The organism is Bradyrhizobium frederickii (assembly GCF_004570865.1).
GTDB classification, from domain to species: domain Bacteria; phylum Pseudomonadota; class Alphaproteobacteria; order Rhizobiales; family Xanthobacteraceae; genus Bradyrhizobium; species Bradyrhizobium frederickii.
This window is the reverse complement of sequence record NZ_SPQS01000019.1, coordinates 145,213-171,923: the sequence shown is the minus strand read 5'-3', so window position 1 is coordinate 171,923 and position 26,711 is coordinate 145,213. Positions and strand designations below refer to the sequence as shown.

The 26,711-nt window shown below is 65.9% G+C and carries 28 protein-coding genes; 10 read left to right on the top strand and 18 right to left on the bottom strand.

The genetic code is table 11. The annotated features are described in order from the left end of the window. The 3 genes from E4K64_RS28850 to ftsE all read right to left on the bottom strand — a co-directional run. A partial coding sequence (locus E4K64_RS28850) for a YdcF family protein (protein WP_135166497.1) occupies positions 1-427 on the bottom strand: 427 nt, incomplete at its 3' end. A 129-nt stretch (positions 428-556) separates the two neighbouring features. Then, entirely contained in the window at positions 557-1,525 is a 969-nt protein-coding gene (locus E4K64_RS28845; protein ID WP_135166496.1) for a cell division protein FtsX, read from the bottom strand. Then, positions 1,518-2,177: a cell division ATP-binding protein FtsE gene (gene ftsE / locus E4K64_RS28840; RefSeq protein ID WP_126259379.1), complete on the bottom strand. Its 660-nt coding sequence runs from the start codon at positions 2,175-2,177 to the stop codon at positions 1,518-1,520. The genes E4K64_RS28845 and ftsE overlap by 8 nt, the downstream gene beginning before the upstream one ends. A gap of 203 nt (positions 2,178-2,380) precedes the next feature. Between ftsE and E4K64_RS28835 the strand changes: the two genes are divergently transcribed. Together E4K64_RS28835 and E4K64_RS28830 are read left to right on the top strand one after the other, a co-directional pair. Continuing rightward, a complete protein-coding gene (locus E4K64_RS28835) occupies positions 2,381-3,256 on the top strand; it encodes an MJ0042-type zinc finger domain-containing protein (RefSeq protein WP_167772314.1) in 876 nt (291 codons plus the stop codon). A gap of 45 nt (positions 3,257-3,301) precedes the next feature. Further along, positions 3,302-3,676: a response regulator gene (locus E4K64_RS28830; RefSeq protein ID WP_126259378.1), complete on the top strand. Its 375-nt coding sequence runs from the start codon at positions 3,302-3,304 to the stop codon at positions 3,674-3,676. 182 nt (positions 3,677-3,858) lie between these two features. On the opposite strand, the gene E4K64_RS28825 is transcribed toward E4K64_RS28830, so the two are convergent. Both E4K64_RS28825 and E4K64_RS28820 read right to left on the bottom strand, forming a co-directional pair. Further along, the gene (locus tag E4K64_RS28825) at positions 3,859-5,004 is read right to left on the bottom strand and encodes a DUF4175 family protein (protein WP_126259377.1); all 1,146 of its coding nucleotides are present in this window, start codon (positions 5,002-5,004) and stop codon (positions 3,859-3,861) included. Continuing rightward, on the bottom strand, positions 4,992-6,938 hold the full coding sequence (locus tag E4K64_RS28820) for a TIGR02302 family protein (RefSeq protein ID WP_135166495.1): 1,947 nt from the start codon (positions 6,936-6,938) through the stop codon (positions 4,992-4,994). The genes E4K64_RS28825 and E4K64_RS28820 overlap by 13 nt, the downstream gene beginning before the upstream one ends. Positions 6,939-7,113: 175 nt before the next feature. Here E4K64_RS28820 and E4K64_RS28815 point away from each other — a divergent pair, with 175 nt between their 5' ends. After that, the gene (locus tag E4K64_RS28815) at positions 7,114-7,497 is read left to right on the top strand and encodes a carboxymuconolactone decarboxylase family protein (protein ID WP_008567285.1); all 384 of its coding nucleotides are present in this window, start codon (positions 7,114-7,116) and stop codon (positions 7,495-7,497) included. Between the two features lie 235 nt (positions 7,498-7,732). Further along, entirely contained in the window at positions 7,733-8,638 is a 906-nt protein-coding gene (locus tag E4K64_RS28810; RefSeq protein WP_135166494.1) for an NAD(P)-dependent oxidoreductase, read from the top strand. 210 nt (positions 8,639-8,848) lie between these two features. On the opposite strand, the gene lysA is transcribed toward E4K64_RS28810, so the two are convergent. From lysA to argH, 3 genes are all read right to left on the bottom strand, one after another. Continuing rightward, complete coding sequence (lysA, locus tag E4K64_RS28805; RefSeq protein ID WP_135166493.1) at positions 8,849-10,114, bottom strand: diaminopimelate decarboxylase; 1,266 nt, start codon at positions 10,112-10,114, stop codon at positions 8,849-8,851. A gap of 23 nt (positions 10,115-10,137) precedes the next feature. Continuing rightward, the gene (gene lptM, locus E4K64_RS28800; RefSeq protein ID WP_135166492.1) at positions 10,138-10,428 is read right to left on the bottom strand and encodes an LPS translocon maturation chaperone LptM; all 291 of its coding nucleotides are present in this window, start codon (positions 10,426-10,428) and stop codon (positions 10,138-10,140) included. Between the two features lie 93 nt (positions 10,429-10,521). Then, positions 10,522-11,919, bottom strand: coding sequence for an argininosuccinate lyase (gene argH / locus E4K64_RS28795; protein ID WP_135166491.1), 1,398 nt, complete (start codon positions 11,917-11,919; stop codon positions 10,522-10,524). A gap of 101 nt (positions 11,920-12,020) precedes the next feature. Here argH and tlpA point away from each other — a divergent pair, with 101 nt between their 5' ends. Then, positions 12,021-12,686, top strand: a complete 666-nt coding sequence (gene tlpA / locus E4K64_RS28790; RefSeq protein WP_135166490.1) for a thiol:disulfide interchange protein TlpA — start codon at positions 12,021-12,023, stop codon at positions 12,684-12,686. Positions 12,687-12,692: 6 nt separating this feature from the next. On the opposite strand, the gene E4K64_RS28785 is transcribed toward tlpA, so the two are convergent. From E4K64_RS28785 to E4K64_RS28760, 6 genes are all read right to left on the bottom strand, one after another. Beyond that, positions 12,693-12,887: a hypothetical protein gene (locus E4K64_RS28785; protein WP_008543352.1), complete on the bottom strand. Its 195-nt coding sequence runs from the start codon at positions 12,885-12,887 to the stop codon at positions 12,693-12,695. A 241-nt stretch (positions 12,888-13,128) separates the two neighbouring features. Further along, positions 13,129-14,010 carry a 3-hydroxybutyryl-CoA dehydrogenase gene (locus E4K64_RS28780; protein WP_126259370.1) on the bottom strand — a complete coding sequence of 294 codons (882 nt, stop codon included), beginning with the start codon at positions 14,008-14,010 and terminating at the stop codon, positions 13,129-13,131. A 195-nt stretch (positions 14,011-14,205) separates the two neighbouring features. Further along, positions 14,206-15,150, bottom strand: coding sequence for an electron transfer flavoprotein subunit alpha/FixB family protein (locus E4K64_RS28775; protein WP_135166489.1), 945 nt, complete (start codon positions 15,148-15,150; stop codon positions 14,206-14,208). Continuing rightward, entirely contained in the window at positions 15,150-15,899 is a 750-nt protein-coding gene (locus tag E4K64_RS28770) for an electron transfer flavoprotein subunit beta/FixA family protein (RefSeq protein WP_135166488.1), read from the bottom strand. The genes E4K64_RS28775 and E4K64_RS28770 overlap by 1 nt, the downstream gene beginning before the upstream one ends. A gap of 126 nt (positions 15,900-16,025) precedes the next feature. Continuing rightward, positions 16,026-16,598, bottom strand: coding sequence for a cob(I)yrinic acid a,c-diamide adenosyltransferase (locus E4K64_RS28765; RefSeq protein ID WP_135166487.1), 573 nt, complete (start codon positions 16,596-16,598; stop codon positions 16,026-16,028). Between the two features lie 2 nt (positions 16,599-16,600). Next, entirely contained in the window at positions 16,601-16,795 is a 195-nt protein-coding gene (locus tag E4K64_RS28760; RefSeq protein ID WP_028134126.1) for a twin transmembrane helix small protein, read from the bottom strand. A 220-nt stretch (positions 16,796-17,015) separates the two neighbouring features. Between E4K64_RS28760 and E4K64_RS28755 the strand changes: the two genes are divergently transcribed. Beyond that, positions 17,016-17,909 carry a YihY/virulence factor BrkB family protein gene (locus E4K64_RS28755; RefSeq protein WP_135166486.1) on the top strand — a complete coding sequence of 298 codons (894 nt, stop codon included), beginning with the start codon at positions 17,016-17,018 and terminating at the stop codon, positions 17,907-17,909. Here the strand turns inward: E4K64_RS28755 and E4K64_RS28750 are convergent. The 3 genes from E4K64_RS28750 to E4K64_RS28740 all read right to left on the bottom strand — a co-directional run bounded on the left by E4K64_RS28750 (position 17,836) and on the right by E4K64_RS28740 (position 20,936). Then, positions 17,836-19,107: an ATP-binding protein gene (locus E4K64_RS28750; RefSeq protein WP_135166485.1), complete on the bottom strand. Its 1,272-nt coding sequence runs from the start codon at positions 19,105-19,107 to the stop codon at positions 17,836-17,838. The two genes, E4K64_RS28755 and E4K64_RS28750, sit on opposite strands and share 74 nt — an antisense overlap. Before the next feature lie 105 nt (positions 19,108-19,212). Beyond that, positions 19,213-20,082, bottom strand: coding sequence for a tRNA glutamyl-Q(34) synthetase GluQRS (gluQRS, locus tag E4K64_RS28745; RefSeq protein ID WP_209311997.1), 870 nt, complete (start codon positions 20,080-20,082; stop codon positions 19,213-19,215). After that, the gene (locus E4K64_RS28740) at positions 20,082-20,936 is read right to left on the bottom strand and encodes a nucleotidyltransferase domain-containing protein (protein WP_135166484.1); all 855 of its coding nucleotides are present in this window, start codon (positions 20,934-20,936) and stop codon (positions 20,082-20,084) included. Before E4K64_RS28740 ends, gluQRS begins: the two co-directional genes overlap by 1 nt. Before the next feature lie 96 nt (positions 20,937-21,032). On the opposite strand from E4K64_RS28740, the gene E4K64_RS28735 reads away from it, so the two are divergent. Beyond that, on the top strand, positions 21,033-21,686 hold the full coding sequence (locus E4K64_RS28735) for a DNA-3-methyladenine glycosylase family protein (RefSeq protein WP_135166483.1): 654 nt from the start codon (positions 21,033-21,035) through the stop codon (positions 21,684-21,686). Between the two features lie 97 nt (positions 21,687-21,783). Here E4K64_RS28735 and E4K64_RS28730 read toward each other — a convergent pair whose 3' ends face one another. Next, positions 21,784-22,671: a LysR family transcriptional regulator gene (locus E4K64_RS28730; protein WP_135166482.1), complete on the bottom strand. Its 888-nt coding sequence runs from the start codon at positions 22,669-22,671 to the stop codon at positions 21,784-21,786. 177 nt (positions 22,672-22,848) lie between these two features. Between E4K64_RS28730 and E4K64_RS28725 the strand changes: the two genes are divergently transcribed. From E4K64_RS28725 to E4K64_RS28715, 3 genes are read left to right on the top strand one after another with little or no spacing between them, the layout of a single operon-like run. Beyond that, positions 22,849-23,823: an NAD(P)H-dependent flavin oxidoreductase gene (locus E4K64_RS28725; RefSeq protein ID WP_126259361.1), complete on the top strand. Its 975-nt coding sequence runs from the start codon at positions 22,849-22,851 to the stop codon at positions 23,821-23,823. Positions 23,824-23,875: 52 nt separating this feature from the next. After that, the gene (locus tag E4K64_RS28720) at positions 23,876-25,060 is read left to right on the top strand and encodes an ABC transporter substrate-binding protein (RefSeq protein ID WP_135166481.1); all 1,185 of its coding nucleotides are present in this window, start codon (positions 23,876-23,878) and stop codon (positions 25,058-25,060) included. After that, entirely contained in the window at positions 25,053-26,609 is a 1,557-nt protein-coding gene (locus tag E4K64_RS28715; protein ID WP_283812339.1) for an acyl-CoA synthetase, read from the top strand. Before E4K64_RS28720 ends, E4K64_RS28715 begins: the two co-directional genes overlap by 8 nt. Positions 26,610-26,711: the final 102 nt, after the last annotated feature.

Here is a 26,711-nt window from a genome sequence, read left to right as displayed (position 1 = left end):
TGACCACGATCAGCGACTTGAAGCGGCGCCCCTCGGCCCAGCGCCGTGCCTCCGCCGCGTTGCCGCGGGTCGAGAGCGCGGTGCGGTCGAGATCGACGCAACAGGTCATGAAGGACTGGTTCTCCGGCAGCGTCCTGGAGATGTCGCTCGCCGTCGAGGTTGGGTGCACGCCGGAGATCAATAGCCGCCTGCCGTAGCCGGCAGCGAGCAGCTCCATCGCATCCGACACCCGCGAGGAGCCGCCGGTCAGCACCACGATGCCGTCAGCCTTGCGGCTCGGTGCGATCTCGGCGCCGCGCAATTGCGACAGGAACGCGACGAAGCCCGCCGCGGCGCCGACGAAGGCGAGCGCGATCGTCGACACGATTGCCGCGCGCAGCCAGCCGCGCGGCAGTTTCGGCGATCGATCGTCGGTCGGCGAGGTCATGTGATGCCGGTAATCCCTTCCCTGAAGCGATTTTATGACGTTTTGAGGCGAAGTGGAGTCCGGTTTCTTTCCTCTCCCCTCATCCGGCGCTTCGCGCCTCCTTCTCCCGCAAGGAGAGAAGGGACAATCTCAATCCACATCATTCAAGGTCGCGAACAACGTCTGGCGCGAGGCCACCGCGGTGATGGCGCCGATCAGCACGGCCTGGACCGCAAGCACGATGTAGCCGGACGGCCGCAGCGAGAAGGTGCCGAGCAGCGCGGCGAACTGGTCGCCGACGGGGGTACCGGAAAACCATCCGGCGATCGACTCGGAGAAGCCGAACACCAGCATGGCGGCGCCGCCGCCGATCACGCCGCCCTCGAGGCCCAGCCTGAGGAAATGACGCAGGAAGTGATTGGCGATGTAGCGGTCGCCGGCGCCGACGAAATGCAGCACCTCGACGATCGGGCGGTTCGCCGCCATGGCGCCGCGGGTCGCGAACGAGACGGAGATGATCGTGGCGACGATCACGAGCGCGAGGATGCCGAGGCCGGCGAGCACGGTGGCGTTGGTCATCGAGCGCATCCGCTCGATCCAGGCGCGATGATCGTCGACGCTGGCGCCCGGCGCGACCTGGTTCACCCGTGCGCGCAAGGCGTCGAGATCGAGCGGCGTGCCGGGTTGCACGCGCGCGATGATCATGCGCGGCACCGGCAGATCGTCCATCGACAGCCCGGTGCCGAGCCAGGGTTCGAGCAGCTTGCCGCTCTCCTCCTTGCTGAACGGCTTGACCTCGACGACGCCGGCTTGCGCGCGCATCGCCTCCGTCACCGCTGCGGTGTCGCGTTCGAGATCGCGCCCCGTTTGCGGACGAACCTGGATGGTGATCTCGCTCGCGACGTCCGACTGCCATTCGGCGGCGGAGGCGCTGACCAGCAGCACGGTGCCCGTAGCCATCGACGCGAGGAAGGTCATGATGGCGACGACGGCGACCAGCGCCCGGCCCTGGATCGAGGCGCGCGGCACGATCGGCGACATGTTGCGCGCCTTGGCCGGCAGCTGCGGACGCTCCTGCCCGAGGTCGACCAGCACGCCGCGCTCGTCGATCCTACTCATAGATGTGCAACCGTCCCTGGTGCAGCACCAGCCGCCGCGCCTCATACTGGTCCATCAGGCCGATGTCGTGGGTCGCGATGATGACGGCGGTGCCCGATTTGTTGAGCTCGATGAAGAGCCGCAGCAGGCGGCGTCCGAGCGTCGGATCGACGCTGCCGGTCGGCTCGTCCGCGAGCAGCAGCTGCGGCCGCGAGATCACGGCGCGCGCGATCGCCGCGCGCTGCTTCTCGCCGCCCGACAGGATCGGCGGCAGCGCGTCCATGCGATCGCCAAGCCCGACCCAGCGCAACAGATCGATCACCTCCTTGCGGTAGCTCGACTCGCTGCGGCCCATGACGCGGAACGGCAGCGCGACGTTCTCATAGGTGGTCATGTGGTCGAGCAGGCGGAAATCCTGGAGCACGATGCCGATGCGCTTGCGCAGATCGGCGATCTCGTCCTTGCCGAGCTGCGAGATGTCGTGGCCGAACAGATTGACGAGGCCCCGCGTTGGTCGATGAGACAGGAACAACAGGCGCAGCAACGAGGTCTTGCCGGCACCAGACGGGCCGGTGAGGAACTGGAACGAATGCGCCGGGATCTGGAAGCTGAGGTCGCGCAGGATCTCCGGCCCCAGACCGTAACGCAATCCGACATTTTCGAACCGAACCAAGTTCAGCTCCGTTCGAGAGGGGGCGCGGGTCGCGTGGCTGCGCTCCGCCAGGCGCGATCAACGGGTTTTGCCGCCGTTATGGTTTCCGGTTCGTTAACGGTCGGCCTGTAGCATATGGGTAGCATCGTGGCCGCCCGGTCCTTCCCGGCGGGGTCATGGTCAAGACCTCGTTCAAGTCCTGGTTCATGCATCAAGGCTCGTCCATGCATATCGTCTGCCCCCATTGTATGACATCCTACGCCATCAAGCTCGCGAGCCTTGGGGCGAACGGACGGGCGGTTCGCTGTTCCCGCTGCAAGGAGACCTGGATCGCCCATGCCGAGGATGCCATCGAGGAGGCGTCCGTCCCGGCCATGGCTGCAGCCAGCCAGGCTGACGACCAGTCCGACCTCGCCGAGCAGTGGAATTCCTATGCCACGGACAGGGCCACCGATGCGCCTGTCGTCGACAGCCCCTCGATCGCCAGTGACTGGCCCGAGGAAGAAGCCAAGGAAACCGAGGACGAGTGGTCGGCGGCGGCCCGGGAGGCCGAGGCGGAGGTCGCCGGCGTGCAGCACCAATCCTGGTTCCGCGGCCTGTTCCGCCGCCGCGGTGCGCGGGTCAGCCGCCCGGCGGCCACTGCTGCTCCGCGAAAATCCTATTTCGGCCTGCCGACCGCCTGTGCCGCCATGGGCGCGCTGGTGCTGGCGCTGGTGATCTGGCGCGGCGACATGGTGCGGCTGCTGCCGCAGACGGCGGCATTCTACAAGCTGGTCGGGCTCGAGGTGAACCTGCGGGGCCTCGCCTTCAAGGACGTGAAGCTGTCCAGCGAGACCGTGGACGGTAAGCAGGTGTTGGTGATCGAGGGCGTGATCGTCGGCGAGGGCAAGAAGCCGCTCGACATCCCGCGGCTGCGCTTTGCCGTGCGCGACGCGCAAGGAGCGGAGATCTACGCCTGGAATGCGGTGCTGGAGCAGACCGTGCTGCGGCCCGGCGAGCGCGCCTTCTTCCGCTCGCGTCTCGCCTCGCCGCCGCCGGAGGGCCGCAATATCGACGTTCGCTTCTTCAACCGGCGCGACATTGCCGGCGGCAGCGTATAATCGGGCTCGCAAGGCCCGCGCGGAGCTGATCCCAAGGTTCGTCCCATGCCGAAAATCCTGATTGCCGACGACGAGGATTCGATGCGCACGCTGGTGGCGCGCGCCATCGCCATGGACGGCCACGAGACCGTCACCGCGCAAGACGGCGCCGAGGCGCTGGAGATCCTGAGCCGCGAGGACGGCGCCTTCGACCTGTTGCTCACCGACATCCAGATGCCCGTCATGGACGGCATCGCGCTGGCGCTCTCCGCCGCGCGCGACTTTCCCGATCTGACCATCTTGCTGATGACCGGCTTTGCCGACCAGCGCGAGCGCGCCTCGAACCTCAAGGCGCTCGTGCACGACGTCGTGACAAAGCCGTTCTCGGTCGCCGACATCCGCACCGCGGTAGCGGACGCGCTGGCGGCGAAGAAGGGGTGAGGCCTCGTTACAGCTGCACTTGATCCGTCATCCTGAGGTGCGAGCGGCGCGATGCCCAGCATCGCGCCGGGAGCCTCGAAGGATGTACGGCCGAGCTGCCAGCCGGGCCGTCGCCCTTCGAGGCTCGCCGAAGAGGCGAGCACCTCAGGGTGACGGTGATGGGTTGCGCGCGCTGAGCCCGCTCAAAAATCCTTCAGCAGGCGCTCGATGTAATCGAGCTCGATCTGCGGGCGCGAGCTGTCGCCGAGGCGGCGGCGGAGCTCTTCGAGGATGCGCCGGACGCGCTGGGCGTCGATCTCGCCGGGGATCTTGACGGTGTAGTCGTCGCTGAGATCGCGGCCGTGAAGCGGGCGTCCCAGCGGATCAGTCTGATTGCCGCCGCTCTGCTGACGGCCGGCCCGATTGCCGGGACCATCGCCCTGCCCGTCGCCGTCGCCCTGCTGCATCGCTTCGGCCATCTTCTGCGCGCCCTTGCGCATCGCCTCGAGAGCCTTGCCCTGCGAGTCGACGGCACCGTCGGCATTGCCCTCGCCGAGCTTCGAGCCCGCATCGCCCATGGCGCCGTCGGCGGCGTCGAGGCTGCCGTCGTCATCGCCCTGGTCGCCGTCCTGATCGCCGCTCTGACCGGGGTCGCCCTGCTGGCCTTTCTGACCCTGCTGCCCCTTCTGGCCCTTTTGTCCCTTCTGGGCGAGACCGCGCTTGGCGAGCTCATCCTGCAGCTTCTTCAGGCGGTCGCGCAGCGACTGCTGATCCTGCTGGAGGTCCGACATCGACTGATCGCCCTGCTGCTTGCCGCGCGAGCGGTCACGCCGCGAATCCTGGCCCTGCTTGAAGGTCTTGTCGCGCAATTGCTGCTGCTTGCGGATCATGTCGCTGAGCTCGTTGAGCGCCTGCTCCATCTCGCTCTCGCCGGATTGCCCGGGCTGCGCCATCTGGAGACTTTCCATGATCTGCGCGAGCTGCTCGAGCATGCGCTGGGCCGCCTCGCGATTGCCCTCGCGCGCCGCCTTCTCGATCTGCCGCAGGAGGTCGTCCAGATCCCGTTGCGTGATGACGGAACGATCGCGACTGGAGGATTGGCTCCTTTCCGTGGCCCGCTTGTATTCCTCGAGCTTCTGAATGGCGTCGGACTGGTTGCTCAGGCTCTTGCCGGATTCCTTCTGCCTGAGGCTGTCGCCGGACTCCTGCATCGCCTTTTCCGCGCTGTCGAGCAGAGCATCGGGATCCTGGTCCTGCTGGGCCACGACGGGGCTAACGCCTCCCAACAGGAAGGCGAGGCAGGCGATCGACATCGCCTTCAAGACTGGCACGCGTGCTAGCTTCCGCATTTCCGGTCCCGCGTAAACTGGTTGGTCCTGTCGTCCCCCGCCTTGTTGGCACGGCTGTTCGCCGACTTCCGATAGGCCTGAAGCTGCTCGCGCAAGGTGTCCTGCTGCTGCGCCAGTTCCGCAAGCTGCTCGGGCGTCGCATGCTGAGTCTTTTGTCGCAGCTCGATCGCCTTGTCGAGAATGAGCTGGACCTCGGCGGGGAATGGCTGCCGCGCACCGAGCGGATTCTGTTCGGCGCGCCGTGCGAGATCGCGCACCTTGCCGGCCATGGCCTCGCGAAGCTTCTGCGTCAGCACCCTGATCTCGTCCTCGCTGGCACCGCGGTCCAGCGCCGCCTTGAGCGCATCCTGCGCCGAGCGCAGCGCGGCGTTGACGCTGCCGGCGACGCCATCGTCCTCGATGGTGACCGCGAAGGCCCACATGCTCGCCACCACGTTGCGCAGGGCATCGTCGGTGCGGGCGGCCTCGAGCTGGGTCGCGAGGCTGCGGAGGCCGAGATAGCAGCCGGCGTCCGGCGTGAACAATTCGGGTGCGATCATCAGGGCGTCGAGCGCGGTGTAGACGTCCGAATTCCTGTTGGCATCGAGCGCGAGGATGCGGCGCTGCTCGATCAGCGCGCGCGCCAGCGAGTTGGTGAAGAGACGCTCGGGCAGCCGCATGTTGAAGGGTTCGCTTCTGGCCTCGTTGCCGGCCTCGTCCTTGGCGGTGAGCGTCAGCGTGACGTCGGCGCCGGCATAGGGATCCTCGCTGAGATCCTTCACCGTCTGGCCGACGCCGTTGCGGGTGCGCGCGTTCGGCAGCACGAGCGGGAATTGCGGCGGCTGGAACAGCGGCCGCGGCGCGGCCTTGCTGTCGGAATCCTTGCTGCCATCCTTGACGGCATTTTTGGCGTCGTCGGGGCGCAAGCCGATCTGCGCCTCCGCGCCGGTCACGCCGTAATCGTCCTCGATCTTGTAGGAGAGCTGGAGCCCGCCGCGCGCCTGGCGCTCGGGATCCTTGGCGAGCACGATCGTCGGCGCACGGTCCGGCGTGGCCGCAAACGCCCATTGCGGCTGGCCGGAGGGCGCGCGCACATGCGCGGTGCCGTCAGCGCTGATGGTGAAATGCTTCTCGTTGGTTCCCTTGGGCGCGGCTTCCGTGGGCGCGGCCTCCTTGAGGCCGCCGGAGACGGTGACGTCGAGGCTGCCGCCGGAGGAGCGCACGATCAGGGTCGAGCCGGCGGGAACGGCAAGCGGGCCGGAGGCGGGCAGCGCCGCGGCCTCCTTGTTGGCGGCCGACAGAATGACCGGCGGCTTGCCGGTGTAGAGCGGCGGGGTCACCCAGGCGTCGACGCGAACATTGGCGGGCGCCAGCACGCCATTCCAGTCGAAGGCGGCCCCGAGCCGCATCGCGCGCTCGTCGCCGGCGGCGAAGAAGGTCGCGACCAGCATCACCATGACCAGCGCGCGCAGCGCCCAGGGATCATGCAGCGCGAGCCGCGGATGCGGCAGGCCGGCGCGGATGCGCCTGATCGAGGCCAGCGTCCGTTCGCGCTGCGCCTGCCACAGCGCCTGTGCGACCGGATCCTGCGAGGACAGCGTGTCCGTCAGCGTCGTGGCCGGGCGGTGACGGATGCCGGAGCCACGATCGAGCCGGCTCAGTGCCTCTTCGCGGCTCGGCCAGCGGAAGCGAATCAGGGGCAACAGCACCGCAATCGCAACGCCGGCGAAAACGACGAGACCGATGGCACGGGCCATGAAAGGCAACGCCAGCCACAGGCCGGCCCAGGACACCACCAGGAACAGGCCGACGACAGTCAGAAGCCGCGCCAGATGCGGCCAGGCACGCTCCCACGCGATGGCATAGAGGGCCCGGTCGAGGGCCTGCGCCAGCTTCAGCCGCGACAGATCATCACTGTTGCGGATCGGGTCTGACGGGTCGGGGACGCCGTTCATCAACTCTCCAGGTTGCCCGGTAGAGAGGAGCCTATCACAACGGCAGCACTGAGGCATCCGTTCCGGTACGGGAGATACCCCTTTTCCCGCATAACACGAGGACGTGACTGGCCCGGCCCAACCCCGTAATTTCCGCGCGCCACCACCGGGAAACGCAGGGAAGCAAGGGAACGCCATGGACAAGAAGATGCACGACAAGGGCCTGGAAGTCCGCAAAGCGGTGCTGGGCGAGGCCTATGTCAACAACGCCCTGAAGAACGTCGACGACTTCAACCGTCCGTTCCAGGAGATGCTGAACGAATATTGCTGGGGCACGGTGTGGGGCCGCGAGGAACTGCCGCGCAAGACCCGCAGCATGCTCAACATCGCCATGATTGCGATCCTCAACCGCCAGCACGAATTCCGCGCACATCTGAAGGGCGCGCTGACCAACGGCGTCACCCGCGACGAAATCCGCGAGATCCTGATGCAGGTCGCGATCTATGGCGGCATGCCCGCCGCGGTCGACAGCTTCCGCATCGCGCGCGAGGTGTTCGCGGAGATCGACGGCAAGGCGTGAGATGCAGCGCCAATCTCCGCTGTCGTCCCGAGGCGCGCGGAGCGCGAACCCGGGATCCATAACAACAGGGAGATGTGGTTACGGGGACTCGGAGTGACCGCTTTCGCGGAACGACTCCTCCCTCGGATTATGGGTCCCGGATCTGCGCGCGCTGAGGGCGCGCTTGTCCGGGACGACAGCGGGGATGGAGCAAGCACTTTCCCGACAACGAAAAAGAAAGAAACAAGGAAACACCATGGACATCGGATTCATCGGCCTCGGAAACATGGGATTGCCGATGGCGCGGCGGCTGATCGAGGCGGGGCACAGGCTCGTCGTGTTCGACACGCGCAACGAGGTCACAGGCAAGCTCGTGGCGCTCGGCGCGACGGCCGCGACATCGCCGAAGGACGTCGCCGACCAGGTCGAGACGGTGATGGCAAGCCTGCCCTCGCTGCAGGCTTCGCTCGAGGTTGCAACCGGGGCCAACGGCGTGATCGAGGGCAGCCGGGCAAAACGCTTCATCGACCTCTCCACCGTCGGCTCGGCGATGGCCGCGAAAATTCACGGCCTCCTCGCCAAACGCGACATCGTGCAGATCGACTGCCCCGTCTCCGGCGGCGTCGGCGGCGCCGAGAAGGGCACGCTGGCGGTCATGGTCTCCGGCCCGAAGACGGAGTTCGATCTGCTCAAGCCCGTCCTCGACGTGATCGGAAAAGTGTTCTTCATCGGCGAGAAGCCCGGGTCGGCACAGACCATGAAGCTCGCCAACAATTTCCTGTCGGCCACCGCGATCGTGGCGACGTCGGAGGCCGTGGTGATGGGCGTCAAGGCCGGGCTCGACCCCGCCGTGATGATCGACGTCATCAATGCCGGCTCGGGCATGAACACGGCGAGCCGCGACAAGTTTCCGCGCTCGGTGCTGCCGCGCAGCTTCGATTTCGGCTTCGCCACGGGACTAATGGTGAAGGACGTGCGGCTGGCGCTGGAGGAGATGAAGCAGCTCGGCCTGTCGATGGAGGTCGCCGACGCGGTCGGGCGGTTGTGGGAGACCGTGATAGCCGCGGAAGGCGCCGAGTCCGATTTCACCGCCGCGATCAAGCCGATCGAGAAGAAGGCGGGGGTTATCGTTGGTGGCAAGGGAGGATTGGCGGGGAAGTAGCGCGACATTCTCCGCTGTCGTCCCAGACAAGCGAAGCGCAGATCCTGGACCCATAATAATCACAGGACAAGGTTTGGCGAGGATTCGGAGTTACAGCTTAGCCGAACAACTCCGCCCTGTGGTTATGGGTCCCCGCTTTCGCCGCTTTCGCGGGGACGACACCGAATTTGTTCAGCTAGCGTCGCATCTCACGATCAGACTACGATACAATCACAGCCACGGCGCCGGCGTGTCCATCGCGATCAACTGCTCGACCTCGATGCGCGGGCGCACCACGGCGTACTGATCGTCCTTCACCAACACCTCGGGCACCAGCGGCCGGGTGTTGTAGGTGCCCGCCTGCACCGCGCCATAGGCACCGGCGGTCATGATGGCGAGGAGATCGCCGGGCGCGGGCGTCGGCAGCGTGCGGTCGAGCGCGAGGTAGTCGCCGGTCTCGCAGACCGGGCCGACGACATCGGCCATGATGGTGGCGGCGCCGCTGGCGGGCTGCTTCACCGGCAGGATGTCGTGATGCGCCTCGTACAGCGTCGGGCGAATGAGGTCGTTCATCGCAGCGTCGATGATGACGAAATTCTTGCCGTCGCCGTGCTTCACATAGATCACCTTGGCGACCAGGATGCCGGCATTGCCGACGATCATGCGGCCCGGCTCGAACATCAGCGTGCAGCCGAGATTGTGGCTGACGCGCTTGACCATGGCGGCATAGGCCGCCGGCTCCGGCGGCGCCTCACGGTTCATGTCATAGGGAATGCCGAGGCCGCCGCCGAAATCGACATGGGAGATGTTGTGGCCGTCGGCGCGCAGCGTCTGCACGAATTCGGAGAGGATGCGGAACGCGGTCTCCATGCCGGAGAGTTCGGTGATCTGGCTGCCGATATGCACGTCGGTGCCGGTCACCTCGATGCCGGGCAGCTTGGCGGCGCGGGCGTAGACCTCGCGGGCATGCACGATCGGGATGCCGAACTTGTTCTCGGACTTGCCGGTGGAGATCTTGGCGTGGGTGCCGGCATCGACATCGGGGTTGACGCGGAGCGAGATGCGCGCGGTCTTGCCCATCTCGGTCGCCAAGCGCGACAGCAGCTCCAGCTCGGGCTCGGATTCGACGTTGAGGCAGAGGATGTCGGCGGCGAGCGCGGCGCGGAGCTCCGTCTCGGTCTTGCCGACACCGGAGAACAGGATCTTGTTCGGCGGAATGCCGGCGGCCAGCGCGCGCTTCAACTCGCCGCCCGAGACCACGTCGGCGCCGGCGCCCAGCTTGGCCAGCGTGCGCAGCACCGACTGGTTGGAGTTCGCCTTCATGGCGTAGCAGACCAGCACCTTCTCGCCGGCGAAGGCATCGGTGAAGACGCGATAGTGCCGCTCCAGGGTTGCGGTCGAATAGCAATAGAACGGCGTGCCGACGGTCGCGGCCAGCTCGGACAGGTTCACCGCCTCGGCGTGCAGCACGCCGTTGCGGTAGTCGAAATGGTTCATGGCTTAGGCTCGGTTGTCCCGGCTTATTTCTTGGCGGGAGGTTCGTCCAGGAGCGGGTCGAGAATAAACGATTTCTTCCGGCCCTTGGCCGCCGCGGGCGCGGCATCCGCACCATAGGTGGGGTTGAACACGCTCGGCGTCCTCTGGGCTTCGGTCTCGGTATCGACAGGCGCGGCACCGTTGGCCGTGGACGCATTGGCGGTCGGCGGCAGATCGAGCGGACCCTTGCGGCCGCAGCCGGCAAGCGCAAGCGCCGTCAGGCTCAAGACAATGATGGCCCACCCCGAACCGGCCGGGCGAAACTTTGACGTCACGACGAAATCCCCACTACGCGGGCCGCACCATACAGAGATTGGCGCACTCTGGCGAGAGCCGGATGACCATGAAACATCTCCGAAATTTTACCCTCAGCCCAATTTTCGCTCCTTTTCCAGCCGCTTCGCCCACGCCTTGGCCTGGGACGCCACGTTCTTCGGCGCGGTGCCGCCGAAGCTGGTGCGGCTCTTCACCGACGATTCGACCGAGAGCACGCCGAACACGTCCTTGGTGATTTTGGGCTCGATCGCCTGCATCTCCTCGAGCGGCAGCTCGTGCAGCGCCACGCCGCCCTCGGCCGCCTTGGCGACGATGCGGCCGGTGACATGATGGGCCTCGCGGAACGGCATCTTCAGCGTCCGCACCAGCCAGTCGGCGAGATCGGTCGCGGTGGCATAGCCCTCGCCCGCAGCGGTCTTCATCCTGGCTTCGTCGGGGACAAGGTCGCGGACCATGCCGGTCATGGCGCGGATCGCGAGCGACAGCGCGGCAAATCCCTCCATGGCGCCCTGCTTGTCCTCCTGCATGTCCTTTTGATAGGCGAGCGGCAGGCCCTTCATCACGATCAACAGGCCGTTGAGTGCGCCGATGACGCGGCCGGTCTTGGCGCGCACCAGCTCGGCGGCATCCGGATTGCGCTTCTGCGGCATGATCGAGGAGCCGGTGGTGAACTTGTCGCTGAGCCGAATCATGCCGACCAGCGGCGAGGTCCAGATCACGATCTCCTCGGCAAAGCGCGACATGTGCACCGCGCAGATCGAGGCCGCCGACAGCGTCTCCAGCACGAAGTCGCGGTCGGAGACGGCATCGAGCGAGTTCGCCATCGGACGATCGAACAGAAGCGCCTTCGCGGTGGCGTGGCGGTCGATCGGGAACGAGGTGCCGGCCAGCGCGGCGGCGCCGAGCGGGGATTCGTTCAGCCGCTTGCGCGCGTCCTGGAACCGGCCGCGATCGCGCGCGGCCATCTCGACATAGGCGAGCAGATGATGGCCGAACGTCACCGGCTGTGCGGTCTGCAGATGCGTGAAGCCGGGCATCACGGTTGCAGCGTGCTCCAGTGCACGCTCGACCAGCGCCTGCTGGAACGCCGCGAGCCCCGCATCCAGCTCATCGACGATGTCACGGACATAGAGCCGAAAGTCGGTCGCGACCTGGTCGTTGCGCGAGCGCGCGGTGTGCAGGCGGCCGGCGGCGGGGCCGATCAGCTCGGACAGGCGGCTCTCGACATTCATATGGATGTCCTCGAGCGCGCGCTTGAACTCGAAGCCGCCCTTGCCGATCTCTGACAAAATCGTGTCTAGACCCTTGGCGATATTTTTCGCATCAGATCCCGTGATGATGCCTTGGCTGGCGAGCATCGCAGCGTGGGCCTTGGACGCGGCAATGTCCTGGGCGAAGAGGTGACGATCGACGTCGATAGAGACGTTGATCTCCTCCATGATCTCATCGGGACGTTCCGAAAACCGGCCGCCCCACATCTTGTTGCTCATGATCCCCTGCTCACGCCTTGATTTGCCGCGCGTTTGCTGGCCGCCGCCAGCCGTATTAAGAGGCCCCTGATAGCCATATCTGCGACCGGATGACAAACGATATGCTCGACCAGAAGCCCTCCGCCACGCGCCGGGTCCCCCTCGTGATCGCCATCGTGGCGATCGGCGGCCTGGCCGGCTTTGCCGCGCTGTACGGGCTGGGCCTCGGCCGGTCGCCCTCAGGCGATTCGACGTGTCGGCCGGCGGTGGCCACGGCGCAAAAAATCGCCCCGCTCGCGCATGGCGAGGTGGCGGCGCTGACCATGGCGAGCGCCCCGCTCAAGCTGCCCGACCTCGCTTTCGAGGATGCCGACGGCAAGCCGAAGAAGCTGTCCGATTTCCGCGGCAAGACGCTGCTGGTGAACCTCTGGGCGACCTGGTGCGTGCCGTGCCGGAAGGAGATGCCGGCGCTGGACGAGCTCCAGGGCAAGCTGTCGGGCCCGAATTTCGAAGTGGTGGCGATCAATATCGACACCCGCGACCCCGAGAAGCCGAAAAACTTCCTGAAAGAGGCCAATCTTGTCAGGCTGAGCTACTTCAGCGATCAGAAAGCCAAGGTTTTTCAGGATCTTAAGGCCATCGGCCGGGCCCTGGGCATGCCGACCTCGGTGCTGGTCGATCCGCACGGCTGTGAGATTGCGGCGATCGCGGGGCCGGCGGAATGGGCGAGCGAGGACGCGCTCAAGCTGATCCGGGCGGCAACGGGCAAGGCCGCCGCAGGGCTCTAGATATTTTCAGGCGGTGACGTTGAGATTGCCGCCGACGCCCGGGCCGACATTGGCGAGCGAGGGCTGGCCGGCGCCGAGCAGCGTCAGGACGGTGGATTTCTCCATATCCGCGTTCTGCTTGGTCAGCGTCGCCGCGATATTCGACTGCAGCGCGCCTTGCTGAGCGGCCAGCATGGTGCTGACCATTGCCATCATATCCATTACGCGAACCCTCGTACCGGCCGTAACCTAGGCGGGAGAGGTTAACGCGACATGAAATGTCACACAGGGAGCCACGGCCGAGGTGCCGTAGGGTGGGCAAAGCGACTTGTCCGCCATAGCTCGAAGAGCGACGGCGGAAGCGTGCCCACGCATTTTTGGCTGCAATGGTGAGATGGTGGGCACGGCGCAAATGCGCCTTTGCCCACCCTACGGCACCAATCCACCCAACGGCGCCGCCGTCCTACCGCGTCGGAACCGGTTTGGCGCCGCGGTAATCGTAGAAGCCGCGCTGGGTCTTGCGGCCGAGCCAGCCGGCCTCGACGTATTTCACCAGCAGCGGGCACGGGCGGTATTTGGAATCGGCGAGGCCCTCGTGCAGCACCTGCATGATCGAGAGGCAGGTATCGAGGCCGATGAAATCGGCGAGCTCGAGCGGGCCCATCGGATGGTGCGCCCCGAGCTTCATCGCCGCGTCGATCGCCTCGACATTGCCGACGCCCTCATACAGCGTGTAGATCGCCTCGTTGATCATCGGCAACAGGATGCGGTTGACGATGAAGGCCGGGAAATCCTCGGAGACCGCGACCTGCTTGCCGAGCTTGGCGACGAATTCCTTGGACGCCTCGAAGGTCGCATCGTCGGTGGCGATGCCGCGGATCAGCTCCACCAGCTCCATCAGCGGAACCGGATTCATGAAGTGAATGCCGATGAAGCGCTCGGGCCGGTCGGTGGCGGCGGCGAGCCGCGTGATGGAGATCGAGGACGTATCGGAGGCGACGATCGCCTCCGGCTTCAGCACGGCGCAGAGCTCGTGGAAGATCTTGCGCTTGACCTCTTCCTTCTCGACCGCGGTCTCGATCACGAGGTCGCAATCGGCGAGGTCGTCGAGCTTTTCGGCCGGCGTGATGCGCGCCATGGCCTTGGCCTTGTCGTCCTCGGTAACAGCCTTCTTGGAGACCTGGCGCGCCAGATTGCCGTTGATGGTGGCCATGCCCGACTTGAGGCGATCGGCCGAGATGTCGTTGAGCACCACGTCGAAGCCGGCGAGCGCCGCGACATGCGCGATGCCGTTGCCCATCTGACCCGCGCCGATCACACCGACCTTCTTGATCACTGCCGCCATATTGCCATCCACCGGAACGGCGCGCGACGAGCGCGCCCTGCCACTACCCCTTGAGCCGGGAGGTCCGATTTAATCAGAACCTTGGCTCGAAACCTAGATTTGATCGCGTCGAAGGCGTGCCCCACGCCAAGAAAACGGCTCAAAAAAGCAACACCGGCCGGAGTTTATACCTCCGGCCGGTGTTTTCGACGTCTTTTACTTGCCGAGCTTGCCGAGTTCGGCCGTCAGCTCCGGAACCGCCTGGTAGAGATCGGCGACCAGGCCGTAATCGGCAACCTGGAAGATCGGCGCGTCCTCGTCCTTGTTGATCGCGACGATCACCTTGGAGTCCTTCATGCCGGCCAGATGCTGGATCGCGCCGGAAATGCCGATGGCGACATAGAGCTCGGGCGCCACCACCTTGCCGGTCTGGCCGACCTGCCAGTCGTTCGGCGCATAGCCGGCGTCGACCGCCGCGCGTGAGGCACCGACACCGGCGCCCAGTTTGTCGGCGAGCGGCTCGATGTACTTGGCAAAGTTCTCGCGGCTCTGCATGGCGCGGCCGCCGGAGACGATGATCTTGGCCGAGGTCAGCTCGGGACGGTCGCTCTTGGCGACCTCCTCGCCGACGAAGGTCGACAGACCCGGATCGGCCGCCGCCTGAACGGCCTCGACCGGCGCGCTGCCGCCCTCGCCCGCAGCAGCGAAGGTCGAGGTCCGCACCGTGATGACCTTCTTGGCGTCCTTGGACTTCACCGTCTGGATCGCGTTGCCGGCATAGATCGGGCGCTCGAACGTATCAGGGGCGACGACCTTGATGATCTCCGAGACCTGCATGACGTCGAGCAGGGCGGCGACCCGCGGCATCACGTTCTTGAAGCGCGAGGTCGCGGGCGCGACGATGGCGTCATAGCCGGGCGCCAGCGAGACGATCAGCGCGGCCAGCGGCTCGGCAAGATCGTGCGCATAGAGGTCGCCGTCGGCGAGCCGCACCTTCGTCACACCGGCGAGCTTGGCGGCGGCATCGGCTGCGGCCTTGGCGTTCTGGCCGGCAACGAGAACCTCGACATCCGCGCCGAGCGCGGCAGCCGCGGTCAGGGCCTTGTTGGTCGCATCCTTGAGCGACGCATTGTCGTGTTCGGCAATCAGAAGCGTCGTCATCAGAGCACCCCGGCTTCGTTCTTGAGTTTCGACACCAGCTCGGCGACGTCCTTGACCTTGACGCCTGCCTTGCGGCCCGCCGGCTCGGTCGTCTTGAGAACCTCGAGACGCGCGGCGACGTCGACGCCGTAATCGGCGACGGTCTTCTCCGCGATCGGCTTCTTCTTCGCCTTCATGATGTTGGGCAGCGAGGCGTAGCGCGGCTCGTTGAGACGGAGATCCGTGGTGACGATCGCCGGTCCCTTCAACTTCACGGTCTGCAATCCGCCATCGACTTCGCGGGTGACCTTGAAGTCAGAGCCTTCGACCTCGAGCTTGGAAGCGAACGTCGCCTGCGACCAGCCGAGCAGCGCAGCCAGCATCTGGCCGGTCTGATTGGAATCGTCGTCGATCGCCTGCTTGCCGAGAATGATCAGGCCCGGCTGCTCTTCCTCCGCGATTTTCTTCAGGATCTTGGCGACCGCGAGCGGCTCGACTGCGCCTTCCGCTTTCACCAGGATGCCGCGATCGGCGCCCATGGCAAGACCCGTGCGGATCGTCTCCGACGCCTGCGCCGGCCCAATGGAGACCACCACGACTTCGGTCGCCTTGCCGGCTTCCTTCAGGCGCAGCGCTTCCTCGACCGCGATTTCGTCGAACGGGTTCATCGACATCTTGACGTTGGCGAGTTCAACGCCCGATCCATCGCCCTTGACGCGGACCTTGACGTTGTAATCGACCACCCGCTTTACCGGCACTAAGACCTTCATCGATCCTCTTTCACTCAATTTGGGAAGGGGGTTATCAACTGGCGCGGAACCTAAAGGCCTGATCTGCCCCGGTCAACGCGCCAACGAGCCTAAATTTGGCTTCCCGAAATGCGGGAGGCGTGATGGTCAACGGTTCTGACCTGGAACCCAAAGCACGTCACCGGCACCATTGCCGTTGGCGGCGCGGCTGGCCACGAACAGGAAGTCCGAGAGTCGGTTCATATATTGGATGCCAGCCGCGCTGACCGGCTCGCCAGGCCGGGCCGCCAGTTCCACGATGACCCGTTCCGCCCTGCGGCATATCGTGCGCGCCACGTGGAGATGGGCCGCGGCCGGCGTGCCGCCGGGAAGCACGAACGAGGTGAGCGGGGCAAGCTTGTCGTTGAGCGCGTCGATGTCGCGCTCGAGCCGCTCGACCTGGCTCGCCACCACCCGCAGCCGCTCCGCCTTGCCTTCACGCTCGGGCACCGCGAGATCGGCGCCGAGGTCGAACAGATCGTTCTGGATGCGGCCGAGCATCGCGTCGAGCTCTGGCAGGTCTTGCGTGTGGAGCCTGACCACGCCGATCGCAGCGTTGGTCTCGTCGACGGTGCCGTAGGCCTCGATGCGCAGATCGTATTTCGGACGTCGCTCGCCGGTTCCGAGCGCGGTCGTGCCGTCGTCACCGGTTTTCGTGTAGATGCGATTCAATACGACCATTTTCAGCGCCCCATCGCCCAGACCGCGAGCATCGCAATGATGATCGCCACGAACTGAAGCAGCACGCGCCAGCGCATCAGCTTCTGCGAGGTGTTGGGCGAGCCGCCGCGCATCATGTTGATCAGCCCGAGCAGCAGCACCAGGGCCACGGCGCCGGCCGCCGCCGGCAGGATGAAAGTCGTCAAGAGGGATGCCATTGAGGGGTGATAACACCGTGCGCGCCGGTCCGCCATCTCCTCAGTTTCGTCATTCCGGGGCGATGCGCCGGGGCCGAGCGAAGCGAGGCGCGGCGCTTCGCGATCTGGCTTTTAAGCCAATAATGTCAGAAGCTGGCTGAATGATTTCCGATTTGCATCCGGCATCGGCCGTCTTCCCCTCTCCCCGCCTGCGGGGCGCGGGAGCAGTACAGGGCATACAGTGAAATCGATCCGCTACATCTACGTCGTGGTGATGGATGCCTTCTACACGTTCCTTGCCGATGACGGCTGGGCGATCGCGAGCCACATCGCGCTGTCGACGCTGATGGCGCTGTTCCCGTTCCTGATCGTGCTGACCTCGCTCGCGGGCTTCTTCGGCTCCAAGGAACTTGCCGACCAGGCCGCCAGCCTGATGCTTCAGGTCTGGCCCAAGCAGGTCGCCGATTCGATCTCGGGCGAGGTCCACGACGTGCTCACCACGACCCGGACCGGACTGCTGACCATCGGCGCGGCGCTGTCGCTCTATTTCGCCTCCAACGGTGTCGAGGCGCTGCGGATCGCACTCAACCGCGCCTATGCGGTGGTCGAGATGCGGAGCTGGTACTGGCTCCGGCTGGAATCGATCGCCTATACGATCATCGCGGCCTTCACTGCCCTCGCCATGGCGTTCCTGATCGTGCTCGGCCCGCTCATCATCGAGGCGGCGCGGCGCCACATTCCGCTGTTCGTCGAATCCAACGAAAGCATCCTCACCTGGGTGCGCTACGGCATCTCCATCGGCGCGCTGGTGGTGGCTCTAATCATCCTGCACGCCTGGCTGCCGGCGGGACGGCGCAGCTTCCTGCAGATATTGCCCGGCATCGTCTTCACCATTGTGGCGTCGCTGATCTCGAGCATCGTGTTCGGCCAATATCTGGCCCGCTTCGCCAACAACTACGTGACGATGTATGCGGGCCTCGCCTCGGTGATCATCGCGCTTGTGTTTCTGTACTTCATCGCCGCGATCTTCGTTTACGGCGGCGAGCTCAACGCCGCGATCATCAAGTCGCGGCTTCCTCACGGCGTGTCGCTTCAAGCAGCGCAGTCGCTAAAGCACGCGGAGACACGGGCTTGACCAGGAAGGCGTCTGCGCCGGCCTCGCGCGAGGCCGCTTCGTCCTCGCCGCGGCCGGACACGCCGATGATCGGGATCTGAGCCAACGGCGCGTCCATGGTGCGGATCCGCCTGATGGCCTCGACGCCGTCGATGCCTGGCAGCACCATGTCCATCAGCACCGCATCGAACCCGCCTTGCGCCAGCCGGCCGACCGCGTCCTCGCCGCGCCCGATGAACTCGGCATGATGGCCGAGCTCGGTCAAGATCGTGTTGAGCACGACACGGCCGAACGGATTGTCCTCGACGCTGAGGACGCGCAGCGCCGCGACCGCATCAGTCCCGGCTTCGTCCTTCGCCTTGCTGGATTTGCCCGGTCCGGTGGCATCCAGCGATACCGTCAGGGTGAAGGTGGCGCCGCCGCCGCGCCGCGGTGCGACGGTGATGTCGCCGCCCATCGCCCGCGCCAATTGCTTGACCGAGGAGAGGCCGAGGCCAGCGCCGCCGAAGCGCGAGGCGATGGTGACGTTGGCCTGGGTGAACGGGCGGAACAGCCGCTTGATCTCGCCCATGGTGAGGCCGATGCCGCTGTCGGACACCGCGAAGGCAACGCCGACCCTGTCTTTGCCTTTGGCTCTACCCTTCTCTTTGCCCTTGGTGGGAGCGACCGCGAGCGCCACGCCGCCCTGGTCCGTGAATTTCACGGCATTGTCGATCAGGTTCTCGAGCGCCGCGCGCAGGCGGACGGAATCGCCGACCACGAGGCCGGGGAGCTTGTCGGAGATCTCGACCTGGGCCTGGAGACCCTTGGCCGCGGCGCGCCCCGCAAGCGAATCGCCGGCGCTGCGGGCAAGCGTGCGCAGATCGAACAGATCCTGCCGCAGCGTGCTGCCGCCCTTCCCGGTCCCCTTGCCGCTTCTGGCGGCATCCACGAACAGCGTGGCAAGGCTCGCCAGATGCTCGGCACCGGCCTTGATGGTGTCGGCCCAGCGCCGCTCCCGTTCGCCGAGATCGGAGGTCGCGAGCAGGTCGCTGATCGCCAGAATGCCGGTCAGGGGGGTGCGAACCTCATGGGCAAAGGCGGCGAGCGCCGCCTGGACCACATCAGGCGCGACCGTCTTGGGACTGCGCTTGCGCACCTGCCCAGTCGCCCCGGACCGCTTCCGAGGCGGTCGGCTGGACGTCTTCGTGGTGCGCGCTGGGCGCTTCTTCGCCGCCATGAATCCCCTTCGAAGTATCCCCTTCGAGCCCCCGGGCTGTTTGCCGAGCATGGCACGGCGAAACACCCGGAGTCACGGCGACGTTTCGCTAACCCCCAGAGAAACTTAACCTAATCCCACCAGCTGGCGGATGCGGGCAGGCGTGATGCCGGCCGCACGCAAGGCGCGCAAACCGGTCGAGCGGCTCGATTTCGACAGCTTGCGCCCCTCATCGTCGCAAATCAGCCGGTGATGGCGGTAGGCGGGTTCGGGCAGGCCGAGCAGGACCTGGAGCAGGCGATGGACCGCCGTCGCATGAAACAAATCCTGGCCGCGCACGATCTCGCTGACGCCCTGGATCGCGTCGTCGACGACGACGGACAGATGATAGCTGGTCGGCGTCTCCTTGCGGGCCAGGATCACGTCGCCCCAGGCCTGCGGTCGCGCCGGGACGGTGCCGCGCTCGCCATCAGGCCCCTCGCCCAGCTCATTCCAGGTCAGGCCGGTGACGTGCCGGCAGGCCGCAATCATGTCGAGCCGCAGCGCGTAAGGCCTGCCCGATGCGAGGAGACGGTCACGCTCGGGCGCTGGGAGCGACTTCGCCTCGCCGGGATAAAGCGGCGCGCCATCGGGATCGCGCGGCCATGGCCCATTCGCCTCGCGCACGGCAACGAGCCTTGCGATCTCTGCCCGGCTCTCGAAGGCGGGATAGACGAGACCAAGCGCCGACAGCCTGTCCAGCGCGGCACGATAATCGGCGAGATGCTCCGACTGCCGCCGCACCGGCGTCTCCCAGTCAATTCCGAGCCAGGCAAGATCCTCGTAGGTCGCCGCCTCGTATTCCGGCCGGCAGCGCGTCGCGTCGATGTCCTCGATCCGCAACAGCAGCCGCCCGCCGGTCTTGCGGGCGCGCTCGAAATTCAGCAGCGCGGAAAAAGCGTGGCCGAGATGCAGGAAGCCGTTGGGGCTCGGGGCGAATCGGAAAACGGGTGGCATCAGGCGAGCCGGAACGGAAGAACAGCACCGCTTTCGCGTTCGAGGCGCTCCACCACGCCGCGGTAAAACTGTTGTGCCCGAATGATCATCTCTTCCGATGCGCTTGCTCCACTTCCTTCGAAGAGACCACGGGCAAGCTCGAACTCCGTATCGAGGAAGCTGGACACGGTTCGCGGCAGAGGCGCCGAACCGAGTTCGTGTGTGATCGCCTTTCGGGCCATGAGATCGATGACCTCCAACTTCAGTTCTCCCGGCGGGTCGCACTCCTCCATGAGGGTGGGAAAATGCATCGGCGCCACGGCTTCGGTCGGATGCAGGCGCAGCCATCGCAACGCGGCGGCCGGTCGAAGTGCATAGAAGATTTTCTTTTGCGCAACGCTTGTCCCGTCGCCGAAATAGACCCGTCGCTGCCGCTCACCGAGATGAAGATAATGGCGGCAGATGGCCTCACGACTTGCCGCCTCTCGGGCAAACGCCAGAAATTCGTCGCGAAACCATGCCTGCCCCCTGTAAACGACGGGCGAGCACAGCCATTCCACGATCACCGCATTGCCCTTCAACAGAAGCTGCAGCGCCTTGCGCAAATCCCAACCGTTCGCGTCGAGATCCCCCTCAAACGGCAGCTCGATGACGTCACGGCTGACCCACGGCGTAATGTGATCGACCGCACGACGCACATAGACGAAACGACAGTCGTAGTCGCTGTCAGGAGACGCGAAACCCCAGGCCCGACTTCCGCTCTCGATGGCCAGCGGCAGGAAGACGCGGTGCTCGTCGACGACGCGGTCCAGCATGGCATCGATCAAGCCGACTTTCTCGCCGTCCATCTCGACAGGAATACTTCTCAAAGTCATCGAACGCTTCCGGGATTTCGATAGTATGGTCTTAATCTTATCGTCCCAAGCCGTCCACAGGACGCCCAACCCGCATCGCGGCGAGCCGGTGATGTCATGACCATCCATCTCGAATCCCAGTCCGATCTCGAAGAGGCCGTCGACGCGCTGATCAAGCGCGATCCGCGTCTGAAACCGGTGCTCGAGATCGCGGGCATGCCGGCGTTGCGGCGGCGGGAGCCGGGTTTTGCGGGGCTTGCCCATATCGTCTGCGGGCAGCAGCTCTCGACCGCGAGCGCCGCGGCGATCTGGGGTCGGCTGGCGGCGGCCTTCGATCCGTTCGACCATGATGCGGTGCGCCGCGCCCGCGCCGACCGGCTGGGACGGCTCGGCCTCTCGGCCGCCAAGATCAAGACGCTGAAGCATCTTGCGCGCGAGATCGGCGCCCAGCGGCTGAACCTCGACGTGCTGGCCGAGGAAGACGCCGATGCCGCGCATCACACGCTGATCGCGCTGCCCGGCATCGGGCCCTGGACCGCGGACGTCTATCTGCTGTTCTGCCTCGGTCATGGCGATGCCTGGCCGGCCGGCGACCTCGCCGTGCAGGAGGGCATCAGGATCGGCCTCGGCCTGAAGGCGCGGCCGACGGAAAAGCAGATGGCGCCGCTCGCCGAACCCTGGCGTCCCTTTCGCGGCGCCGCCGCGCATTTGTGGTGGAGCTATTATCGCGCCGTGAAGAAGCGCGAGGGCGTGCTCGCGGGCTCAAACTAAAGCGCGATGCGATTAGGATGGAACGTCATCGCGCTTTAGCTTGTTGTTCAAGCATGATCTCTTCGGAAAACCGCTGCGCACTTTTCCGGATCATGCTTTAGCCCCGCAGCCGCTCGCGATCGGCGCGGGCGCATTCGGCCACGAAGTCGACCACGGCCCGCACCGCGGACAGTTCGACCAGATCGGGGTGGGCGAGCAGCCAGAGATCGGCGACGCTGACGAGCTTTTGCGGCGCGACGCGCACGAGGTCCGGATAGCTCTCCGCGACGAAGCAGGACAACGCGGAGATTCCGATCCCCGCGCGCACCGCCGCCAGCATGTCGCCCTGCGACGAGCAGCGCATCACCATTGTGCCCTGGCGCGTGATCGCATCGCTCCACCGCGCCAGTTGCGCGTTGGAGTCCTGATCTGCAAAGCCGATGATGCTATGGCCCTTCCACTCGCCGCTGCGTTCCGGCAAGGACCGGCCCGCCGCATAGTCGCGCGAGGCATAGAAGCCGGTGCCGAGACGGCCGATCTTGCGGCCGACCAGGTTCTCCTCGCCGCTGTCGACCGGACGCAGCACCACGTCGGCTTCGCGGCGCCACACGCTGGCCGGAAACGGATGCGTGATGATCTCGAGCCGGATGTGATGGTGCGCATCGAGGAAGGATCGCAGCCGCGGCATCAGCCAATGCGAGGCCAGTGTTGCCCCGATCGACAGCTTGACCGTGCCGCGCGCCTTGCGCCCGCCGGCGCCAACGGCGGCCTCGGCCCGCAGCGCGGCGGAGGCCATCGCCTCGGCATGCTCGCGCAAAGTGCGGCCGTCGGCGGTGAGCACGAAGCCGTCGGCGGCGCGCGCGAACAGTTTGGTGCCGAGCTGGGCTTCCAGCGCCGTGATCTTGCGGCTCACGGTCGGATGGCTGCTGTGCAGCCGCCGCGCCGCCGCGGTGAAGCTGCCGCTATCGGCGACCGCGACGAAGGTCTTGCAGAGATCCCAATCCACCGGCGTCCTCGTTCAAAGCTGAAGAGCTACATGTTCAATATTGAACGATACCCCGGCCGCCGTCCAACCCTATAGTGAGATCAAACCGCAGGCGGACACCCGCCGGCGCGACAATCGACATGGAAGCGCTCGATCATCGGCCGGCAGGCCGCCGATGCGCGTTGTCAGGAGGATCGGATGGCACTGCCCGCCTTGCTCAGGAATTCCCTGGAGCTGCCCGTCGTCGGCTCACCCCTCTTCATCGTTTCCGGCCCGGAGCTGGTGATCGCGCAGTGCAAAGCGGGCGTCGTCGGCTCGTTTCCCGCACTCAACGCCCGTCCGGTCGAGAAGCTCGACGAATGGCTGAGCCGGATCGAGGACGAGCTCGGCGAATACAAATCGCGCAATCCCGGCAAGAAGGTCGCGCCCTACGCCGTCAACCAGATCTGCCATGCCTCCAATGACCGGCTGATGAAGGACATGGAGACCTGCGTCAAGCACAAGGCGCCCATCATCATCACCTCGCTGCGGCCGCCGGCCGAGATCGTCGAGGCCGCGCATTCCTATGGCGGGCTGGTGTTCCACGACGTCATCAACGTCAAGCACGCGCGCAAGGCCGCCGAGCAGGGTGTCGACGGCCTGATCCTGGTCTGCGCCGGCGCCGGCGGACATGCCGGCACGCTGTCGCCCTTCGCGCTAGTGCGCGAGGTCAAGCAATGGTTCGGCGGCGCGATCCTGCTGTCGGGCGCGATCAGCGACGGCTTCGGCATCGCCTCGGCGCTGACGCTGGGCGCCGACCTCGCTTATATGGGCACGCGCTTCATCGCCACGAAGGAAGCCAATGCCGACGAGGCCTACAAATCCGCGCTGACGCAGCATGCCGCGCACGACATCGTCTACACCAACCTGTTCACCGGGGTGCACGGCAATTATCTCGGCCCTTCGATCGCCGCCGCAGGTCTCGATCCGGACAATCTCCCGGTCGCCGACAAGTCGAAGATGAATTTCGGCTCCGGCGGCAACATGAAGTCGAAGGCGTGGCGCGACATCTGGGGATCGGGCCAGGGCATCGGCCAGATCCTGGATGCGCCGCCGGTCGCCGAGCTCGTGGACCGGATGAAGGGAGAATTCGATCAGGCCCGGCAGGATTTCCTGATGCGCGCGAGCGCCTGACGACGCGGTCCGACGACGAGATTGGACTGACAACGAAAAACGGGAGGACACCATGAAGCTGGCAGCCGCACTGATCGGCCTATCCTTGCTGGCGCTCGCCACCGACAGCGCCCAGGCCGAAGGCAGCGATGAGATCCGGATCGGGCAGACCCTGCCCTATAGCGGTCCGGCGTCCGGCTTCGGGGCGATCGGACGGACGCAGGAGGCGTTCTTCGAGAAGGTGAATGCCGAAGGCGGCATCAACGGCCGCAAGGTCAGGTTCATCACGCTCGATGACGCCTACTCGCCGCCGAAGACGGTCGAGCAGACCCGCAAGTTGGTGGAGCAGGACGAGGTGCTGATGATGTTCGGCTCGCTCGGCACCGCCACCAACAGCGCCGTGCAGCGCTACCTCAACGGCAAGAAGGTGCCGCAGCTGTTCGTGCTCTCAGGCGCGACGAAATGGGCCGATCCGCAGAAATATCCGTGGACCATGCCCGGCATGGCCGCCTACGAGTCCGAGGGCGTGGTCTATGCCAAGCACGTGCTGCGGACCAAGCCCGGCGCCAAGATCGCCATCCTGTCCCAGAACGATGATTTCGGCCGCGACTATGTCGCCGGCTTCAAGCGCGCGCTCGGCGACAAGGCCGCGGGCATGATCGTCGCGGAGCAGACCTACGAGACCAGCGCGCCGACGATCAGCTCGCAGCTCTCGACCCTGAAGGCATCGGGTGCCGACGTGCTGTTCGGCGTCGTGCTCGGCAAGTTCACCTCGCAGATGATCAAGGGCGTGGCCGAGATCGGCTGGAAGCCCGATCTGTTCTTCGTGCCGACGTCGGCTTCGTCGATCTCGTTCCTGGAGCCCGCCGGACTGGACAATGCGGTCGGCCTGATCTCGTCGAGCAACCAGAAGGACACGATGGACCCGCAATGGGCCGGCGATCCCGGCGTGAAGGAATACTTCGCCTTCATGAAGCAATACATGCCGACCGCAGACCTCTCCAATTCCAACTACGCGGCCGGCTACCATTACGCGACGCTGCTGATGACGGTCCTCAAGGCGTGCAAGGACGATGTCAGCCGCGACAACATCATGCGCCAGGCCGCATCGCTGAAGGACGTCAAGCTACCGCTGCTGCTGCCGGGCGTGTCGGTCACCACCGGCTCCGACGACTATCTTCCGTTCCAGCAGCTGCAGCTCCGCCGCTTCAACGGCAAGAGCTGGGTCGGGTTCGGCGACGTGCTGGACGATCGCTAGACACGAGCGAAAGGGACACGCCATGATCATCAGCGGCGAACGCCGAATCGGCCATGACGAGATCCAGGCGCGCATCAGGCGTGCGGCGAGCGGGCTTCGCGAGCTCGGTCTCGTCGAGGGCGCCCCGGTCGCCATGATGCTGCGCAACGATTTCGCGCTGTTCGAGGTGGTCGCGGCCTCCGCCGCTCTGGGCAGTCCGGTGGTGCCGATCAACTGGCATCTCAAGGCGGAAGAGGTCCGCTATATCCTGACCGACAGCGGCGCGAAGATCCTGGTTTGCCATGCCGACCTGCTGCCGCAGATCCGCTCCGGCGTGCCGGAGGACGTCCGTCTCTTCGTGGTCCGGACGCCGCCCGAGCTCGCGGCGACCTTCGCAATTCCCCCTGAGCTGACTGAGGTCCCCTCGGGACTGACGGATTGGGACCGCTGGCGCGACGGCCATCCGGAATCGCGGGAGCCGCCGCGCCGGGCCGCGGCGATGATCTACACGTCGGGAACCACCGGCCTGCCGAAGGGCGTGCGACGGATGCCGATGCGACCCGAGCAGGCGGCGGCCTCCGAGCGCGTCGGCGCCATCGCCTATGGCATCAAGCCGCGCGACAATCAGGTCGTGCTGATCAACGGCCCGATGTATCACTCGGCGCCGCACTCCTACGGCATGCTGGCCTTCCGCTGCGGCTGCACCATCGTGCTCCAGGCGCGGTTCGACGCGGAGGAGCTGCTTGCGCTGATCGAGCGTCACCGCGTCACCCACATCCACATGGTCCCGACCATGTTCGTCCGGCTGCTGCGGCTGCCCGAGACGATAAGAGATCGCTACGACCTCTCGTCACTGCGTTTCGTCGTGCACGGCGCCGCGCCCTGCCCGCCCGAAGTCAAGCGGGCCATGATCGAGTGGTGGGGACCGGTCATCAACGAATATTTCGGCTCGACCGAGACCGGGATCCCGGTGTGGCACTCCGCAGAGGAAGCCCTGAAGAAGCCCGGCACGGTCGGCCGCGCCATCGAAGGCGGCATCGTCAAGATCTTCCGCGACGACGGCGGTCTCTGCGGCGTCGGCGAGGTCGGCGAGATCTACATGCGCCAGACCGCGGTGCCCGACTTCGACTATCACGGCAAGGCGCAGGCCCGGGCGGAGGCCGGGCGCGACGGCCTCGTCAGCGTCGGGGACGTCGGCTATCTCGACGAGGACGGCTATCTGTTTTTGTGCGACCGCAAGCGCGACATGGTGATCTCGGGCGGCGTCAACATCTATCCCGCCGAAATCGAGAACGTGCTGATCGGAATGCCGGGCGTGCGCGATTGCGCCGTCTTCGGCATCCCCGACGCCGAATATGGCGAGCGGTTATGCGCCTGCATTGAGCCCGACACCGGCGCGGAGCTCTCCGCCGGTGCAGTGCAAGCCTGGCTGCGCGACCGGCTGGCCAACTTCAAGGTGCCGAAGGAGGTTCAGTTCCTGGATGCGCTGCCCCGCGAGGCGACCGGAAAGATCTTCAAGCGCAAGCTGCGCGATCCCTATTGGGCGGATCGGAGGGCGGGCGGGCCTTAGCCACCCGTCGCCGGAGCCTCCCTGAAGCATCTCCTGCACATAGCAGTGCCATATGCCGGCATTGCGCGGGTCACCGGCTTTTGGCGGCCTGCAAAACCGTAT